This window comes from Staphylococcus equorum, assembly GCF_001747895.1.
GTDB lineage: Bacteria > Bacillota > Bacilli > Staphylococcales > Staphylococcaceae > Staphylococcus > Staphylococcus equorum_A.
The window spans coordinates 117,206-135,265 of record NZ_LNNB01000008.1; the positions used below are offsets into that span (position 1 = coordinate 117,206).

Annotated in this window: 18 protein-coding genes; 11 read left to right on the top strand and 7 right to left on the bottom strand. The window is 33.1% G+C overall.

The genetic code is table 11. The annotated features are described in order from the left end of the window. Positions 1-173 precede the first annotated feature (173 nt). From AST02_RS14485 to AST02_RS01740, 3 genes are all read right to left on the bottom strand, one after another. Positions 174-449, bottom strand: coding sequence for a hypothetical protein (locus AST02_RS14485; protein WP_081332966.1), 276 nt, complete (start codon positions 447-449; stop codon positions 174-176). Next, positions 446-1,063 (bottom strand): DUF1361 domain-containing protein, encoded by a 618-nt coding sequence (locus AST02_RS01735; RefSeq protein ID WP_069815278.1) that lies wholly within the window; start codon positions 1,061-1,063, stop codon positions 446-448. Before AST02_RS01735 ends, AST02_RS14485 begins: the two co-directional genes overlap by 4 nt. 415 nt (positions 1,064-1,478) lie before the next feature. Then, positions 1,479-1,898 (bottom strand): PPC domain-containing DNA-binding protein, encoded by a 420-nt coding sequence (locus AST02_RS01740; protein WP_069815280.1) that lies wholly within the window; start codon positions 1,896-1,898, stop codon positions 1,479-1,481. A gap of 197 nt (positions 1,899-2,095) precedes the next feature. On the opposite strand from AST02_RS01740, the gene norA reads away from it, so the two are divergent. From norA to AST02_RS01795, 11 genes are all read left to right on the top strand, one after another. After that, the gene (gene norA / locus AST02_RS01745) at positions 2,096-3,256 is read left to right on the top strand and encodes a multidrug efflux MFS transporter NorA (RefSeq protein ID WP_069815282.1); all 1,161 of its coding nucleotides are present in this window, start codon (positions 2,096-2,098) and stop codon (positions 3,254-3,256) included. A gap of 244 nt (positions 3,257-3,500) precedes the next feature. Next, on the top strand, positions 3,501-4,241 hold the full coding sequence (locus AST02_RS01750; RefSeq protein WP_069815284.1) for a hypothetical protein: 741 nt from the start codon (positions 3,501-3,503) through the stop codon (positions 4,239-4,241). Positions 4,242-4,414: 173 nt separating this feature from the next. Continuing rightward, positions 4,415-5,287 carry a UTP--glucose-1-phosphate uridylyltransferase GalU gene (gene galU, locus AST02_RS01755; protein WP_069815286.1) on the top strand — a complete coding sequence of 291 codons (873 nt, stop codon included), beginning with the start codon at positions 4,415-4,417 and terminating at the stop codon, positions 5,285-5,287. An 82-nt stretch (positions 5,288-5,369) separates the two neighbouring features. Continuing rightward, entirely contained in the window at positions 5,370-5,858 is a 489-nt protein-coding gene (ybaK, locus tag AST02_RS01760) for a Cys-tRNA(Pro) deacylase (RefSeq protein ID WP_069815288.1), read from the top strand. Between the two features lie 226 nt (positions 5,859-6,084). Continuing rightward, the gene (locus AST02_RS01765; protein WP_069815290.1) at positions 6,085-6,843 is read left to right on the top strand and encodes a DeoR/GlpR family DNA-binding transcription regulator; all 759 of its coding nucleotides are present in this window, start codon (positions 6,085-6,087) and stop codon (positions 6,841-6,843) included. Next, complete coding sequence (pfkB, locus tag AST02_RS01770) at positions 6,840-7,763, top strand: 1-phosphofructokinase (protein ID WP_069815292.1); 924 nt, start codon at positions 6,840-6,842, stop codon at positions 7,761-7,763. The genes AST02_RS01765 and pfkB overlap by 4 nt, the downstream gene beginning before the upstream one ends. Position 7,764: 1 nt before the next feature. Further along, positions 7,765-9,696, top strand: coding sequence for a PTS fructose transporter subunit IIABC (locus AST02_RS01775; protein ID WP_069815293.1), 1,932 nt, complete (start codon positions 7,765-7,767; stop codon positions 9,694-9,696). Positions 9,697-9,914: 218 nt separating this feature from the next. Continuing rightward, positions 9,915-11,072 (top strand): N-acetylglucosamine-6-phosphate deacetylase, encoded by a 1,158-nt coding sequence (gene nagA / locus AST02_RS01780; protein WP_069815294.1) that lies wholly within the window; start codon positions 9,915-9,917, stop codon positions 11,070-11,072. 303 nt (positions 11,073-11,375) lie between these two features. Further along, a complete protein-coding gene (locus AST02_RS01785; RefSeq protein WP_069815295.1) occupies positions 11,376-12,725 on the top strand; it encodes a hemolysin family protein in 1,350 nt (449 codons plus the stop codon). Positions 12,726-12,957: 232 nt separating this feature from the next. Beyond that, positions 12,958-13,797 carry an aldo/keto reductase gene (locus tag AST02_RS01790; RefSeq protein ID WP_069815297.1) on the top strand — a complete coding sequence of 280 codons (840 nt, stop codon included), beginning with the start codon at positions 12,958-12,960 and terminating at the stop codon, positions 13,795-13,797. Between the two features lie 598 nt (positions 13,798-14,395). Then, positions 14,396-15,460: a glycosyltransferase family 2 protein gene (locus tag AST02_RS01795; protein WP_069815299.1), complete on the top strand. Its 1,065-nt coding sequence runs from the start codon at positions 14,396-14,398 to the stop codon at positions 15,458-15,460. A gap of 317 nt (positions 15,461-15,777) precedes the next feature. On the opposite strand, the gene AST02_RS01800 is transcribed toward AST02_RS01795, so the two are convergent. The 4 genes from AST02_RS01800 to queD all read right to left on the bottom strand — a co-directional run bounded on the left by AST02_RS01800 (position 15,778) and on the right by queD (position 18,060). Continuing rightward, positions 15,778-16,029 carry a GlsB/YeaQ/YmgE family stress response membrane protein gene (locus AST02_RS01800; protein WP_021339421.1) on the bottom strand — a complete coding sequence of 84 codons (252 nt, stop codon included), beginning with the start codon at positions 16,027-16,029 and terminating at the stop codon, positions 15,778-15,780. Between the two features lie 64 nt (positions 16,030-16,093). Beyond that, positions 16,094-16,687 carry a hypothetical protein gene (locus AST02_RS01805; RefSeq protein WP_069815301.1) on the bottom strand — a complete coding sequence of 198 codons (594 nt, stop codon included), beginning with the start codon at positions 16,685-16,687 and terminating at the stop codon, positions 16,094-16,096. Positions 16,688-16,925: 238 nt separating this feature from the next. After that, positions 16,926-17,642, bottom strand: a complete 717-nt coding sequence (gene queE, locus AST02_RS01810; protein ID WP_069815302.1) for a 7-carboxy-7-deazaguanine synthase QueE — start codon at positions 17,640-17,642, stop codon at positions 16,926-16,928. Beyond that, a complete protein-coding gene (gene queD / locus AST02_RS01815; RefSeq protein ID WP_069815303.1) occupies positions 17,635-18,060 on the bottom strand; it encodes a 6-carboxytetrahydropterin synthase QueD in 426 nt (141 codons plus the stop codon). Before queD ends, queE begins: the two co-directional genes overlap by 8 nt.

Genomic DNA, 18,060 nt, shown 5'->3' on the forward strand with positions numbered 1-18,060 from the left:
GGGGCGAGTAGTTAAGGTCAAATTACAACTTTTGATTTATGTATTACCGTCCCGTTTTATTTCAATACAAAAAGAGGGTTGTTAAGTTTCCGTTACGGAAACTTAACAGCCCTTTATTCAACTTAAAGCTATATTTTAGATTTACTTATATTTATAATCAAAATTCAAATTAATTACAATCTAAAAATACAGATGTATAAAGCAACATATTCAAAGAACGTTAGTATATACATGTATTTTAGCCTTAATCTTATTTTTTTAGGTACGTTCCAATTAGGAAAGTGGCGTTCATAATAAAATAATTGTAGATAAAATAATCCAATACCTAAAGGCAGACACATGAGTATGATACTGCGTGTATATGAAAATCCTACATCATGCAATAGATGCCCAATAATTAATTGGAATACGATAAGCACAATAAGCAAAATTATAATGTTAAATGTCATCTTGCACTTCGTACTCCTTTCGCAAATAAAATTAGTAAGCCTTGTAATACTACAAGCAACAGCACAAAGCCTATTGCTTCAAGATTTAAATTTGACCATACTTCATTGATAATGCGAAGCGGTTCATTAATAAGATAGACTGAATGTAAACGCAAGAAACGTCCAATATAAATGCCTAAACCGTTTAAAAACATCATTGCAATGATTATTGTTCTATTTAACCAGAGGTGAGGCGTGAATTTTTCCATTTCTAAAAACATTAAAATTAATAGATACAGTGCAAGTAACACTGCTGATACTAGAAAAGTGAAATATGCCCATTCTACTAATATTAAACCTTGATAGAAATTGAATGTAAATTGATTTAAGTGAATTAAATCTGTAACCATATAAAGTGTGTTAGGCACCATAAATAAGAAAATAAGGGCAAAAATAATAAATAGTGGCCATTCGTATTTATGTACAGGTTTAAATAGATTTAAGAGTAAGCATAGTTCAAATGGCACATATGCTAGAAATAAATTTAAAGTCATAAATTGATAATACTCATTAAAGAAAATAGAAATGATCATTAATATTAGAAATACCGTTCTAGCGATATAACGAGCCTTCATAAATACACCTACTTTCTTTCTGAATAAGCATTTAAATATATTGTAAAAATTACTAAGGATAGTAAATTTATTGAAAAATAAAAAATGCCGATAAAAATCCCAACTTTTAATATTAAAAAGCTAAGGGAAAAATTAACTCGTATTTTTGAATATGAGATTATATAATACATTTTTTAAATGTAAATATCAATGATAATGATGAATTGTTATTAACTAAATGATTTACAGTTGAATAAAATAGAGAATGATTGTAGTTGTTACATATTTTAAAAAAATGATTAAATGAAAGGTTAAATAATTTAAGTTAGGAAGGAAGTAAAGACTGATGAATCACGTATATGTGGAAACTTTTCATCAGTCTTTAATGAGTGGATAGTGCAACTGGTCTGCGTGCTATCCACTGGTCAGTATACAGTTATAAGTTTAATAAATTAAGGCCAATTGCTTCATCATGTTTACGGTTAATATCTAAGTCAGTCATAGTGATTACAATTTCGGCAGTAGCTGAAACGACCGCTTTCGTTAAATGACCGCTAAGTGTTGCGTAAGTATTAGTCCCAAAGGTTGCATGTAAATGCGCAAATGGTTTGGCATCGATGTGAGAAATATTACCTAAAAGACTAATTAATTCTAATGGTTCTTTAAAGGTTTTTTTCTCATAAGTTTTTGTGTCTATGTTATAAAAATTAAGTTCTACATCGTCACAAGCACCGATGCCACTTACTGTACCGAATTTACCGCCTTGCTCTTTAGCTATATCCGTTACTGATTCTACAATGTCTTCGCCTCGTTCTAAAACAAGCACAATTGTCTTTCCGTCAACTTGATATACCATGTGAAACCTCCATTCTTAAAATTGATTACAACTATAGTATACAAGTTCTTTTTTATAGTTTATATAAAAGTGTTTAGATGAACAAAATTTTCTATTGTCTTTTGATGTATTAATGTTATAAAATACTCTAATATTATATATATATATTAAAAGAACATATCATGATATGAATGGTATAAACGAATGGAGTGAGAAACGTGAATAAGCAATTTGTAATTTTATATTTTAATATTTTCTTGGTCTTTTTAGGTATTGGTTTAGTTGTTCCAGTTCTTCCTGTCTATTTGAAAGATTTAGGATTAAAAGGTAGCGATTTAGGGGTTCTTGTTGCCGTCTTTGCATTGGCCCAAATGGTTATCTCGCCATTTGGTGGGACGTTAGCAGATAAATTAGGTAAAAAATTAATTATATGTATTGGGTTAGGGCTCTTTGCTATATCAGAATTCTTGTTTGCCGCTAGTCATACTTTCTCACTCTTAATTGTGTCCAGAATTCTTGGCGGGTTCAGTGCTGGTATGGTTATGCCTGGTGTTACTGGGATGATTGCAGATATTTCAATAGGTAAAGATAAAGCTAAGAATTTTGGTTATATGTCAGCAATTATTAATTCAGGCTTTATTTTAGGACCGGGTCTAGGAGGATTTCTTGCTGAATTTTCTCATAGGCTACCATTTTATGTAGCAGGCTTCAGTGGCTGTTTAGCATTAGTACTTTCTATTATCTTGCTTAAAAATCCTAAAAACGAAACACAAGATGGTTTTACAGTGTATCAACCTGAATTACTTACGAAAATTGATTGGAAAGTCTTTCTTACACCAATTACCTTAACGCTTGTGCTTGCTTTTGGCTTATCAGCATTTGAAACATTGTTCCCGCTATATACAGCAGATAAAGCACATTATTCACCTTTAGATATTTCATTTGCAATTACTGGTGGAGGTATACTAGGTGCTGTATTCCAAGTCTTCTTCTTTGATAAATTTATGAAACATTTTAAAGAACTCACATTTATCAATTATTCGTTGATATATTCAGCAATTGTATTACTCGCTTTGACATTTGTGGATAGTTATTGGTCTATCATGTTAATCAGCTTCATTGTGTTTATTGGTTTTGATATGATTAGACCTGCAATCACGAATTATTTTTCTAATATTGCAGGGGATCGACAAGGTTTTGCAGGCGGTTTAAATTCCACCTTTACGAGTATGGGGAATTTTATAGGACCATTAGTGGCCGGGACGTTATATGATGTTAACTTTGAATATCCTTTATATATGGCAGTTGTAGTAATGATACTTGGTATGTTTGTTATTCTAGTTGAAAAAATGATAAGAACGAGCCTTAAAAGATCATAACTTAAAAAATGATAAATAAAGTAGAACGTACGTAGGCTTATACACGTACGTTCTTTTTAATATATATAATTTGTACGATATAACACTCGTAATATGACATTAAGATTAAATAAAGTCATATTGCGTAATATTAATGTTACAGAGATTACGATTGGTTTAAATTGTGGTCTATATAAGTTTTAAGTTAATAAAATATGCTAATATGTAGGAAATATTAAAAAGTAATGTAAGTAAGGGGATGAACTTGAAAAATTTAATTTTATCAATCATGGCATTCCTTCTTGCTTGTTGTTTATGTTTTCTTTTATTTATAGCTACAAATCAGCAAGCACTAGCAAAAGTTCATGAAACAATTTCTAGTTGTTCAGACAATGATAAACGAACTGAAACTAAAAGTAACGACCATCACAACAGTGATAATACTATTAGTGCAGCAGTAAGAGATGTTGAACAAGAAGAACCTTATAATGCCGAAGCATATGTACCAATAGCTAAAAAAACGACACACAATCTAAAAAATAAGGAAATTGGGAATGCTAATTTACCAAAGTTTTCCGATGCACAAAAAGAAGCACAAACACTTGTGAATAAAGATAATAATGCTGCTAATGCATATAATGATTATGGTATTGATCGTACATGCCAAGGGGCTTATTATTATATTTTTACTTTTGAAAATAAAGAACAACCCAATACTTTTTATAGGGTTACAGTAGATAAAAATAATAAAGCGCACATTTTTGATAAGTCATATCGTGTGAAAGACCAACAAACTTCTAATGCACCTAGTATTTCACCTCAAGAATCCAAAGTAATTGCTGAAAAGTATGCTAAAGATGAGCTCGGTGAGAATGCAGTGCTCAAAAAAGTTAAAACGTCTAAAGAAGGTATGTTTTATACTTTTTATGAGTCTAAGATAGGAAAAGAGTATAAGGTTATAGTAAACAAAGCGGGCGACGTAATCCGTCAACCATCGTTAAATTAAAAGTAGAATAAAAGTCGCGTAAACTGATGTTAAATTGAAGTTGCGTGACTTTTTTATGTTATGAAATCAGTATAAAGCAATAAGTATCAATGTTATGATAATATTATCAATTGAAATGAGTGAGTTCTATATAAACCAGAGTTAAAATATTTTAATGAAAAGGATGAGCATTTTTGAAAAAGATAAAAAAAGCAATCATACCTGCAGCTGGCTTAGGAACAAGGTTTTTACCAGCTACGAAGGCTATGCCAAAAGAAATGTTGCCTATATTAGACAAACCTACAATCCAATACATAGTCGAAGAAGCAGCACGTGCAGGCATCGAAGATATCATTATAGTTACTGGTAAACATAAACGTGCAATTGAAGACCATTTTGATAATCAAAAAGAATTAGAAATGATCTTACAAGACAAAGGAAAAACGGACTTACTAGAAAAAGTTAAATATTCTACAGAACTTGCCAATATATTTTATGTAAGACAAAAAGAACAAAAAGGCTTAGGTCATGCTATTTATTCCGCACGTCAATTTATAGGTGATGAGCCATTTGCTGTGCTTTTAGGCGATGATATTGTTGAATCTGATAATCCAGCGATTAAGCAATTGATAGAAGCTTATGAAGAAACTGGAAAGTCTGTCATCGGTGTACAAGAAGTAGAAGAAGACCAAACGCATCGCTATGGTATTATCGATCCATTAGAAAAATTAGGTAGAAAATATGAAGTGAATCAATTCGTTGAAAAACCAAAACAAGGCACTGCACCGTCTAATTTGGCAATTATGGGTCGCTATGTTCTTACAGCTGATATTTTCGATTATTTAAAAACTCAAAGCAAAGGTGCAGGTGGAGAAATTCAACTTACGGATGCAATTGAAAGATTAAATAAACACGATCAAGTTTATGCTTACGACTTTGAAGGTGATCGATTTGATGTAGGTGAAAAATTAGGTTTTGTGAAAACTACAATTGAATTTGCTTTAAAAGATGAATCTATGCATGAAGAATTAACTCGTTTTATAAAAAACTTAGACTTAGATAAATAAATATTAGATTTTAGATAAAAGTATGATTGATATCAGTTATAACTTAGTGAGCTATTACCAACATATAATATGAGGTGTTGTAATGAAGGAAGTTAAAACAAATGCAATGCGTATGCTCGATCGCTTGAAAATTGAGTATTGCGTCAATACTTACGAGGTATCAGAAAGTCATATGGATGGAAAGACTGTAGCTGAAAAAGTCGGTGTAGATGTAGCACAAGTTTATAAAACACTCGTGTTAGAAAATGCTAAACATGCGCACTTTGTATTTATTATTCCTGTAAATGCCTCTCTTGATATGAAATTAGCAGCGCAAGCAGTTAATGAAAAGAAATTACATTTAATGCCACTTGACGATTTAAAAAAAGTGACTGGCTACGTCCGTGGCGGCTGTTCCCCAATTGGTATGAAACGTCAATTCCTAACAATTATTGATCGACAAGTTGAAGAGATGGAGGCTATCTATGTAAGTGGTGGAGCACGTGGTACACAAATTAAAATAAATGTAGCGCATTTAATTAGAACAACACGAGCAAAAGTTAAAAAAGTGACGCATGATGAACATAATTGAATATCATTAAGCTAATGACCATAAAGTAACGGATTATTTCCTGCTTTATGGTTTTTTTGTTTTATAAAATAAATAAAAACTGATTTTATTTTTAAAGCAGATAGCTAAATGAAGAGATTTTGAAAAGAATGTGTCATATTTTTGATTGTTTTTGATTGATTTTGGTAAATAATGATTGAAAAATGAAAACGGAAACATTATAATAGTGTTGAGATGAGGTGAAGCGATGATCACGGAAAAACGCCACGAGTTAATATTGGCTGAATTGTCACAAAAAGACTTTTTAACACTACAAGAACTGATTGATCGAACAGGTAGTAGTGCCTCAACAGTTCGTCGCGATTTATCAAAATTGCAACAAATGGGAAAGTTAAAAAGAATACATGGCGGCGCAAAGCTAAATCAATCATCTTTATTAGAACCTAATTTGGCTGATAAAAGAAGTACCAATCTAAGAGAAAAACAAGAAATTGGGAGATTAGCAGCGAGCCAAATAGACGATGACGATTGTGTGTTTTTAGATGCGGGTTCAACAACTTTAGAAATGATTCCATATATTAATGCAAATGACATTATTGTAGTAACAAATGGTTTAACGCACGTAGAAGAATTACTAAAACGAGGTATTAGAACACTCATTCTTGGTGGAGAAGTTAAAGCAACAACATTTGCGACAGTAGGTGCGAGTGCATTGAAGACGCTGAATCGTTATCGTTTTGATAAAGTGTTTCTCGGTATGAACGGTATTGACGTGAAATATGGACTGACTACACCAGATGAACAAGAAGCAATCATAAAGCACCATGCTATGGAATTAGGAACGCAAGTTTATGTATTAGTAGACCATGCTAAATATGAAAAAGTATATTTCGCACATGTGCCTTTACTAGAGAATGTGGCCTTAGTCACTTCTGAAAAAGCGATGCAAGGCGTGACTTTTCAATATTATGCTGAAAAATATAATTTTATTGGAGGAACATTATGATTTATACAGTAACTTTTAATCCTTCTATTGATTACATTATGTTTTCAAATGAATTTGAACTTAATGGGTTAAACAGAGCAACTGAAACAAATAAATTTGCAGGTGGTAAGGGCATAAACGTTTCAAGAGTTTTGAAAACATTAGGTGTCCAATCTACAGCGTTAGGTTTTACTGGTGGATTTCCAGGTCGATTTATTGAAGAAACATTAAAACAAGCAGAAATTAATACAGATTTTGTACATGTTGATGAAGATACACGTATTAATGTCAAATTGAAAACAGGTAATGAAACTGAAATTAATGCACCAGGACCTAATATCACTAAGGTGCAATTTGAAGCCTTATTAACACAAATCAGAGATACTTCAGAACACGACATAGTTATTGTTGCGGGTAGTATTCCTAAAAGTGTACCTGCTAACGCATACGAACAAATTGCGGAAATCACGCAAGATACAGGCGCGAAACTTGTCGTTGATGCTGAAAAAGAACTCGTTGAATCCGTTTTAAAATATCACCCATTATTTATCAAACCAAATAAAGATGAATTAGAAGTGATGTTCGATACGACCATCACTTCAGATAAAGAGGTAATGAGGTATGGACGTGAAATTTTGAAAATGGGTGCCACTTCAGTCATTATCTCTCTTGGTGGAGATGGAGCTGTATATGTAGACGAGCAACAAAGTTATAAAGCACTTGTACCAAATGGACAAGTAGTAAATACAGTGGGATCAGGTGATAGTACTGTAGCGGGGATGGTTGCAGGATTGAATTCTGGTTTATCTATTAAAGAAGCATTTAAACAGGCTGTATCGGCTGGGACGGCAACAGCATTTAACGATGACTTAGCAACGAGAGCATCTATTGAAAATATTAAATCACAAGTAATGATTACAACATTAGGTGGGAGTGAATAAGATGAGAATAACTGAGTTATTAACAAAAGATACAATTGCAATGGACCTTTCTTCAACAGAGAAAAACGGTGTTATTGATGAGTTAGTGAAGCAGCTTGATAAAGCTGGAAAACTCAATGATATAACAACTTTTAAAGAAGCGATTCATAATCGTGAATCTCAAAGTACTACAGGTATTGGTGAAGGCATCGCGATACCTCATGCAAAAGTAGCTGCAGTAGACACACCGGCGATTGCATTTGGTAAATCCAAAACAGGTGTTGATTATCAAAGTTTGGATATGCAACCTGCACATTTATTCTTTATGATTGCAGCGCCAGAAGGTGGAGCACAAACACATTTAGATGCATTAGCTAAACTATCAGGTATTTTAATGGATGAAAAAGTGCGGGAAGATTTACTTCATGCAAATTCTCCACAAGAAGTGCTTCAAATTATAGATACAGCAGATGATGAAGCAACTGAAGAAGAGGAAGCAGAAGCACAAGCAGCTGCGACAACGTCAGCAACAGATTCAGATGAACCCTATATCTTAGCTGTTACAGCATGTCCGACAGGCATCGCACATACTTACATGGCTCGTGATGCTTTGAAAAAGCAAGCTGAAAAAATGAACGTAAAAATAAAAGTTGAAACGAATGGTTCAGGCGGCATTAAAAATCACATTACTGATGAAGATATTCGTCGCGCAACTGGTGTCATTGTTGCAGCAGATGTAAATGTGGAAACAGACCGTTTTGATGGTAAAAATGTTGTAGAAATACCAGTTGCAGATGGTATTAAACGCCCTGAAGAACTGATTAATATAGCACAAGATACTTCTCGTAAACCATTTGTAGCCAAAGGCAATTATAAAGCATCAAATCAGTCTGGAAGTAATGAAAAACAAGGCTTTGGTAAAACAATTTATAAACACTTAATGAATGGTGTTTCCAATATGTTACCGCTTGTTATTGCCGGTGGTATTTTAATGGCAATCGCCTACTTATTTGGACCAAACTCGTATGATCCAAATAGTTCTGAGTATAATGCATTTGCTGAACAATTATGGAATATTGGTAATCAGAGTGCCTTTGCGTTAATTATCCCAATTCTCGCTGGTTATATCGCGCGTAGTATTGCAGATAAACCAGGTTTTGCAGCTGGTTTAGTTGGTGGTATGTTAGCAATTTCAGGTGATGCAGGGTTTATCGGAGGTATTCTTGCAGGTTTCTTAGCAGGTTATTTAACACAAGGTATTAAGAAACTTTCAAGCGGTTTACCTCAATCATTAGAAGGTTTGAAACCTACATTAATTTTCCCAGTATTATCAGTAACAATCACAGGTTTAGTAATGGTTTATGTATTAAACCCTCCAGCGTCGTGGTTGAATAATTTACTACTTAATGGTTTAGAAGGTTTATCAGGAACGAATATTATGCTCTTAGGATTAGTCATTGGTGCAATGATGGCTATCGATATGGGTGGACCATTTAATAAAGCAGCATATGTATTTGCGACTGCTGCGTTAACAGAAGGCAATGCTGCACCAATTACAGCAGCAATGATTGGTGGTATGGTACCTCCAATCGCAATTGCGACAGCGATGTTGATTTTCCGCAAGAAATTCACTAAAGAACAAAAAGGCTCTATCGCACCAAACTATGTAATGGGGTTATCTTTCATTACAGAAGGTGCAATTCCATTTGCAGCAGCTGATCCACTAAGAGTCATTCCATCAATGATGGTAGGTTCAGGGGTTGCAGGTGCAATCGCGTTAGGACTAGGTTCTTCAATTCAAGCACCACATGGTGGTATCTTTGTTATAGTAGGTACTGATTTCAGCCACGTGATACAATCACTCATTGCGATTATTATAGGATCTATCGTAGGAGCAATCATTTATGGTTTGTTAAAACCAAAAGTGACAGAAGAAGAAATACAAAGTTCTTAAGTTATAGCGAACTAATGCATCAAGCTTTAGAAATTGAATAAACATAGAAAAACCAGTAGAAGCTCACAAGTTAATGAGTATTTCTACTGGTTTTTGTTTATATGTGATACTGAAATTCAAAAACTTTTGAATATAATAAAGGACTTAAGTTTGGTAAAATGAAAACGAAGTGCTGAAATAGACACATAGCGTAAAACAAAGAAAAGAAGGTAGAGAAAATGGCTGAATATGTGATTGAAAATGGGAGAATTTATACTGAAGAAGAACTAATAGAGCGAGGATATCTTATAGTTAAGGACGATAAAATTACTGACATAGGCAAAGGGGATTATGAAGGTGCGTTAACAACTTATGATGCTCAAGGTCAGCATGTTTTACCAGGTTTTATAGATATTCATATGCATGGTGGCTATGGAGAAGATGCAATGGATGCATCATATGAAGGATTGAAACATTTAGCAGAATCACTATTATCTGAAGGAACGACAAGTTTCTTAGCCACAACAATGACACAGTCTGATGAGAATATTACAAAAGCATTAGAAAACATCATTGAATATCAGAAACAACAAGACATTTTAAAAGCAGCTGACATCGTAGGCATACATTTGGAAGGACCATTTATTTCTGAACATAAAGTAGGAGCACAAAATCCAGCCTATGTACAAAGACCGTCTATAGAGAAAGTACAACAATTTCAAAAAACAGCGAACAACCAAATTAAAGTGATTACATTTGCACCTGAGGTTGAAGGTGCTCATGAAACATTAGAAGCGTTACATAATCAAATACGTTTCTCTATTGGTCATACGGTTGCAACTTTTGATGAGACAAATGAAGCGGTAGCACGTGGGGCTAAACATGTGACGCATTTATATAATGCTGGAACACCATTCGAGCATAGAGAACCAGGTGTTTTTGGTGCGGCATGGACAAATGATAGCTTAAGTACTGAACTTATCGTGGACGGTATTCATTCACACCCTACAGCGATTCAAATTGCTTATAAACAAAAGGGAAACACACGCTTTTTCTTAATTACTGATGCAATGAGAGCGAAAGGTATGCCAGATGGTGAATATGATTTAGGTGGTCAAAATGTTATTGTAAAAGGTTCTGAAGCTCGGTTAGCATCTGGGGCACTGGCAGGTAGCATACTGAAAATGAATGAAGGACTGAAAAATCTAATACAATACACAGGTGATACACTAAATAATTTATGGCGTGTAACTAGTTTAAATCAAGCAATTGCATTAAATATCGAATCGCAAAAAGGAAGTTTGAAGGTTGGGAAAGACGCAGACATCGTTATTGTAGATGATGAAATTACAGTTCAAACTACTATAAAAGCAGGCGCAATACACAAATTTTCTTAATAACAAGCTTGAATTCAACTCATTTTAAAACGTGTTATGTAAAGTGTAAATTGAATCAAAAAGTTGACGCGACTTAAAATTTGCGTTTAAATGTTAAGTTAGAGAAATAAAATTTCATACGTACAAATTACATGATGACTTAACATTATGATAAAATAGAAGAAATGCGTATTTTTCGGGAGGTGTCACCAATGGGAAGGATTTAGTATATAACATGAAAATGCAACATAGCAATAAATCTTATGTACGGTCATCTATTGTGACACGATATTTGGAGGTGAATCCCTAGAAATAGGGAACTAATTGGAAACTGTGACCATAATAAATTTAGTAATATTTGCTTTTTTAATAGCATTAACAACGGTATTCGTAGGATCGGAATTTGCATTAGTGAAGGTCCGAGCGACAAGAATTGAACAACTTGTTGCAGAAGGTAATAGTAGTGCACGTATAGTAAAAAAAATGATTAAAAACTTGGACTACTATTTATCAGCATGTCAACTAGGTATTACGGTGACATCTTTAGGATTAGGTTGGTTAGGTGAACCGACATTTAGTAAATTACTGCATCCACTATTTGAAGCAATTAATTTACCTGAAGCGTTAACGACGACAGTTTCATTTATTGTCGCATTTATCATTGTGACATATTTACATGTAGTACTCGGCGAATTGGCTCCAAAAACTTTGGCCATTCAACATACAGAGAAAATGGCATTAATATACGCTAGACCATTGTATTATTTTGGGGCTATTATGAAACCGTTGATATGGTTGATGAATGGTTCTGCAAGAATGATTATACGTATGTTCGGTGTAGATCCAGATGCGAATAATGATGCAATGTCAGAAGAAGAAATAAAAATTATAATAAACAATAGTTATAACGGTGGAGAAATAAACCAAACAGAATTGGCTTATATGCAAAATATCTTCTCCTTTGATGAGAGACAAGCCAAAGATATCATGGTGCCACGTACACAAATGGCTACATTGAATGAACCGTTTAATGTAAATGAACTGTTAGACACGATTAAAGAACATCAATTCACACGTTACCCGATTACAGAAGATGGGGACAAAGACCATGTGAAAGGTTTTCTTAATGTAAAAGAGTTTTTAACAGAATACGCTTCAGGTAAACCTATTAAAGTAGGTAATTACGTTCATGATTTACCAATGATTTCTGAAACGACACGTATAAGTGATGCGTTAGTACGTATGCAACGTGAACATGTTCATATCAGTTTGATTATTGATGAATATGGTGGTACGGCAGGTATCTTAACGATGGAAGATATCTTAGAAGAAATCGTTGGTGAAATTCGTGATGAATTTGATGACGATGAAGTAAACGATGTTGTAAAAGTAACGGACAGCAGATATCAAATTAGTGGTCGTGTATTATTAGACGATTTAAATGATGAGCTCGGCATTGAATTTGCTGATTCTGAAGACATTGATACAATCGGTGGTTGGTTGCAAGCACATAATACAAACTTACAACAAAACGATTATGTCGATACGGAATATGATCGTTGGATCATGTCTGAAGTCGATAACCATCAAATCATTACTGTTTTATTAGAAGTTGAATACAATGCAACACGTCCAACGCCTGAAAATAAGGAAGACGATGAAGATAACGATTAATCATTGTCTTATACATTTAAAGCTATCGATAAATTCTCTGAATTTGTCGATAGCTTTTTTGTATCTTTTTCACATAAATCGGCTCAAATCACTGTCATTATATGAACATAATAGTAGTGTGTTGATATTGAAATAAATATGCGTGATTCATGTATTACGTATTGCTATAATGAGCAGAGTATAACGATATATCTTTAAAATAATTTCAACTTAGTTGAAGGGGGATTAAATCATGTTAGAAGACGTGTATTATTTAAATAATGGTTATCCAATGCCGAGAGTGGGTCTTGGAGTATATAAAATTACAGATGAAGAAATGGAACCTGCAGTCACAGCCGCCATAGAAGCGGGCTATCGTGCATTTGATACTGCTTATTTTTATAAAAATGAAATAGCATTAGGTAATGCATTAAAACAATCTGAGATACCACGTGAAGATTTATTTCTTACATCAAAAATTTGGAATGATTATCAAGGTTATGACAATACAATCAATTTTTTTACAAAATCAATAGAAAACTTAGGTACTGATTATTTAGATTTATTTTTAATACACTGGCCATGTGAAGCGGATGGTTTATTTGTTGAAACTTATAAAGCCATGGAAAAATTATATGAAGAGGGCAAAGTTCGTGCAATAGGTGTTTGTAACTTTAATGCGCACCATTTAGAAAAATTAATGTCGCAAACTGACATTGTACCTGCTGTGAATCAAATAGAGGTGCATCCATATTTCAATCAACATGAACTACAAACTTTTTGTGATAAGCATGATATCGCTGTGACAGCATGGATGCCACTGATGAGAAATAGAGGTTTATTAGAACATGAATTGATCACAGAGATGGCAAGCCGTTATGGTAAAACGCCAGCCCAAATTGTATTACGTTGGCATTTGTCACATGATCGCTTAATTATTCCGAAATCAAAAACACCAGAACGCATTAAAGAAAACTATGATATTTTCGACTTTAATTTGGAATTGACAGACATCGCTGAGATAGATCGTTTGAATTGTGATAATCGTCAAGGAAATGATCCAGATAAAGTACGTATAGGTAGTTTAAAATAAGAATTGATAACACAACCCAGGACGTAAATCTTACAAGCTTAAATAGAAAGCATCAATCTATTAGTTTTTTTAATAGATTGGTGCTTTTAATTTAAGAATTTTAAATTTTTTAAAAGTGCATGTTTATCTGTTTTTTTATAATAAGGCTCGAACTTGTAGTCTCTGAACCCCTACTATGCATTGGTTATCAGCACTTAAAACAAACGATGTGTTTATAAATGTATAAAAATAAGAAGGTTTCAAATAGTTCTAGTAGCGATAATAAAGGGTTTTGTTTCCAAATTCATCAAATAGTTGATAGACTAAAGTTACAAATTATAACTTTTAATAATTTTAATACCGAACAATATTAGTAACCACATTTAAATTTCAAGGTGTTATCTTATTTTGTAACGCTTAAATCATTTTGCTCTGTTTTTTTAAGATGTATTTAACTTAAATGACTAGATATTTTTAAAAAATAAGTTGCCTAAGTTAAGTTTGAGCAATGAATATTAAGGCTATATAAAGATTGTGTAAATCTAATTGGTTAGTATAGCAATATAGTGATAAAAATTGATAAAGTGAAATTGAAGTAATTGAAATGAAGGTGTTTAATATGCAAATAAGAGTTATAGTACCCTGTTATAATGAAGGTGAAGTAGTATTAAAGACTTATCAACGTTTGACTGAAATATTATCAAAAGATAGTCAATATCATCAATATGACTATGATTTACTATTTGTAGATGATGGTAGTAAAGATCAAACAATAAAATTTATTCAAGATGTAGCGACTAAAGATGATCATGTGAAATTTATTTCGTTTAGTCGTAATTTTGGAAAAGAGTCTGCAATGATTGCAGGTTTCCAAAATAGTAAAGATTGTGACGCAGCAATTATGATAGATGCTGATCTACAACACCCGCCTGAATTAATACCCCAAATGATTGCTGGCTATATGGACGGTTATGATCAAGTTGTTGCGAAGCGTGACAGAAAGAACGAAAAACCAGCTAGAAAATTTATGACAAAATTGTATTACAAAATGATTAATCATTTTGTAGAGGATATTAAATTGGAAGATGGTGTCGGTGATTTCAGATTACTGAGTCAACGTGCAGTGCATTCATTGACCGAATTAGATGAATACAACCGCTTTTCAAAAGGGCTATATGAATGGATTGGATATAACACTAAAGTGTTTACTTATGAAAACGTAGAAAGAGAAGACGGAGAATCTAAATGGTCATTCGGTAAATTATTAAATTACGGTATAGATGGCTTGATATCCTTTAACAACAAACCCTTACGAGCAATGATTTATCTTGGTTTTATTGTGTTCTTTATCAGTTTGTTGTATATCGGTTATAGTTTTGCAGGCATTGTGTTTAATGGCATTGAAACACCAGGCTATTTCTCCACTATTGCTGCGATATTACTACTAGGTGGTATACAAATGATTTCAATTGGAATCGTTGGAGAATATATTGGACGCATTTATTACGAGGTCAAACAACGCCCGAAATATATTGTACAGGCATCGAACTTAAATTGCTCGAGTCAAAAAGTAGAGCGTAGCTTTGAAGAAGATATGAATGAGCGTTTCAAACAACATAATCAAAATTATGAAAGTAAGGTTAAAAAAGACGAAGAAGAGAAAAAGCTTGTTAAAAGCAGATAATAATTATAAAAATTTGGGTTGTTATAGAGTGTCAACAAAGTCTCCGACTTTGTTGGCATTTTTTTGTACGCGTTTTACTGAGAGCACAGCTTTAGCCTTTAGTCTTCGGCTAGTACTTTATTAATTCGTCAGGAGTTGATTCAAATCAATACCATTTTCAATAAGAATTAAATAATAAAATTGAGGAACAAAGATTGACTCAAGGGGATACATAGCTATAAAAAAATAAACCAAATGCTGCAAAGGCATTTGGCTTATTTCCTTGATTTAAATTATTAATGTTTTAGATTAGTAATTTTACTTTTTGCTTTTTGCTTTTATTTTTTACGTAACTTACCGAAAATAAATGAAACAATTGCTACTAGAATGATTGTCCCGATAAGTGCTGGGAATATCGCGATGCCACCTAAATGCCAACCCCAATCACCAAGTAACCAAGAGCCTAGCGCTGAACCTACAATACCAGCGATAATATTACCTAAAATACCACCTGGTATATCTTTACCTACGATACCACCAGCTATCCAACCGATTAAACCACCGACTATTAACATAAGTATAAAGCCCATATTGATTTGCCTCCTTTATTATTCGTTCGACTTCTAATCTATACCACGAAATATAAAAGGTTAATCATTTATGTGAAGAAAATATATTCTGCCATAATAAGAATGATATAAACAATAAATGAATAATTATAAAAGCATACCAATAAGGCGTTAATAGCGTCATTACTGATGACGATGCAATAATTAATATTTGACCGACAAAGATAGGGCGTCGAATACGATTCATAAATTTAAGTTGTTCTTTTTCCTTTGGTTGAAATGTGCTATAAAAAAGCATGATAGCGCCTATGATAAAAATAGCTGGGGCTAAATAAGGAATAGACATATAAAATGAATCATGACTTGTACTATAAGTAAGTATTAATGATGTACTCATTATAATAGTAAGCACAACCGCAATGAATTTTTGGTCTGTTATAACGTATACAGTTACTTTTCTATTTATATACAATTGTAATATGGTCCAAATGATGAGTTGCGCACTTGTATAAAATGCGATGTAGTCATATTCACCGACGAGAAATAAATTGATGAGACCATTTACAGATAAAGCAATGAGTATAGAGCTAAACTTAAGTTGTTTGAAATTCTGACGATATAAACCAATTCCGAGAATAATTAATACCGCAGCTATATTTATAATTATATTTATTAGCATGTTGCTCTCCTAACCTAGATACTTCACTGCAACATTATACCAATTAATATTACGTTAATCATTTAATAACAATTAATTATTTAAATTTACATAAAAATATTAGGTTAAATAGAAATAATTTTTTTCCCTTTTATATATTAGCAGTGATAGTTATCCTAACGATTTAAAGCCACTAAAAATAGTGACACCGTTATACGGATAAGAAGCATTATACAACGTATCGGACGAAATACTCAATTTAAACACCTTTTTTATTACTCCATAGTAATGTATGTAGCTGTGGTAAGACATAAACATTATTCATATCACTACTTGTCATGACACGGTCGACGAGTGTTTCATATAATGATAATAACTTTTCGGTATGTGATTCGACGTAATCACCATCTAGGTAGGGATTACCTACTTGTAAATAAAAAGGAATCGTAGGGTATCTATGGTGTATCATTTTAGCAAAATCGTAATCCTGGTCATCAAATACTACAACTTTTAAATTTAAAGAAGCAGGTATACAATTTTCGATAACATCATCTAATATTGGTAGATTAGGTTTCATTTTTGAGCTTGGGGGTTTCGGACTAATAGTTAAGTCATCAATTTGTGTCATCCAAGGTTGGAATTTACTCCCCTGTGTTTCTAATGCGCTATAAATGTTTTTAGTTTCAAAAAGATCGACTAAATCCTGAATGCCTTTAATCAGAGCAGGGTTACCTCCAGAAATTGTGACGTGATTAAATGATTCACCAGCAATTTCATAAAGTGAGTCGTATATTTCCTCAGCGGTCATCATGCGTATATCTTCTTTAGCACTACCATCCCAAGTGAAGCTTGAATCACACCAACTACAACGATAATCGCAACCAGCTGTACGAACAAACATCGTTTTTCGTCCAATCACACGGCCTTCACCTTGAATTGTTGGACCGAAGATTTCTAAAACAGGAATTTTACTCATATTTAGACTCCTTTGGTCTATAGACAACATAACTCGTAGGTGTTTCTCTAACATAAACTTGTAAACATTTAGGCTGGTTGTCTCGTTCATTTAATGAAGCTTGCACCATTTCATAAACTGTCTGTGCAACGATTTCGGTTGATGGACTTTTACCTTTGAATTGAGGTAAATCATTGAGTAAATGGTGGTCGAATTGGTCATGAACTAATTTTTTTAAGTCACTAAAATTTACTAAAAAACCATTATGATCTAATGTATCGCCACCAATTGTTAAATTTACGAAGTAGGTGTGACCATGTGTACGCATACATTTTCCAGCATCTTCACTAGGAATATAATGGGCTGCAGAAAAGTTGAAGTCTTTATTAAGCTCAAAGCTGTAAGGATGTTGAACGCTAGGATAATTTTGTTGGAACAT

What these genes read in the sequence shown, in the direction of transcription:
- AST02_RS14485 (WP_081332966.1), bottom strand. Translation starts at nt 449, where the DNA reads ATGACATTTAACATTATAATTTTGCTTATTGTGCTTATCGTATTCCAA.
- AST02_RS01735 (WP_069815278.1), bottom strand. Translation starts at nt 1,063, where the DNA reads ATGAAGGCTCGTTATATCGCTAGAACGGTATTTCTAATATTAATGATC.
- AST02_RS01740 (WP_069815280.1), bottom strand. Translation starts at nt 1,898, where the DNA reads ATGGTATATCAAGTTGACGGAAAGACAATTGTGCTTGTTTTAGAACGA.
- ybaK (WP_069815288.1), top strand. Translation starts at nt 5,370, where the DNA reads ATGAAGGAAGTTAAAACAAATGCAATGCGTATGCTCGATCGCTTGAAA.
- AST02_RS01765 (WP_069815290.1), top strand. Translation starts at nt 6,085, where the DNA reads ATGATCACGGAAAAACGCCACGAGTTAATATTGGCTGAATTGTCACAA.
- pfkB (WP_069815292.1), top strand. Translation starts at nt 6,840, where the DNA reads ATGATTTATACAGTAACTTTTAATCCTTCTATTGATTACATTATGTTT.
- AST02_RS01775 (WP_069815293.1), top strand. Translation starts at nt 7,765, where the DNA reads ATGAGAATAACTGAGTTATTAACAAAAGATACAATTGCAATGGACCTT.
- nagA (WP_069815294.1), top strand. Translation starts at nt 9,915, where the DNA reads ATGGCTGAATATGTGATTGAAAATGGGAGAATTTATACTGAAGAAGAA.
- AST02_RS01790 (WP_069815297.1), top strand. Translation starts at nt 12,958, where the DNA reads ATGTTAGAAGACGTGTATTATTTAAATAATGGTTATCCAATGCCGAGA.
- AST02_RS01795 (WP_069815299.1), top strand. Translation starts at nt 14,396, where the DNA reads ATGCAAATAAGAGTTATAGTACCCTGTTATAATGAAGGTGAAGTAGTA.
- AST02_RS01800 (WP_021339421.1), bottom strand. Translation starts at nt 16,029, where the DNA reads ATGGGCTTTATACTTATGTTAATAGTCGGTGGTTTAATCGGTTGGATA.
- AST02_RS01805 (WP_069815301.1), bottom strand. Translation starts at nt 16,687, where the DNA reads ATGCTAATAAATATAATTATAAATATAGCTGCGGTATTAATTATTCTC.
- queE (WP_069815302.1), bottom strand. Translation starts at nt 17,642, where the DNA reads ATGAGTAAAATTCCTGTTTTAGAAATCTTCGGTCCAACAATTCAAGGT.
- queD (WP_069815303.1), bottom strand. Translation starts at nt 18,060, where the DNA reads ATGTTCCAACAAAATTATCCTAGCGTTCAACATCCTTACAGCTTTGAG.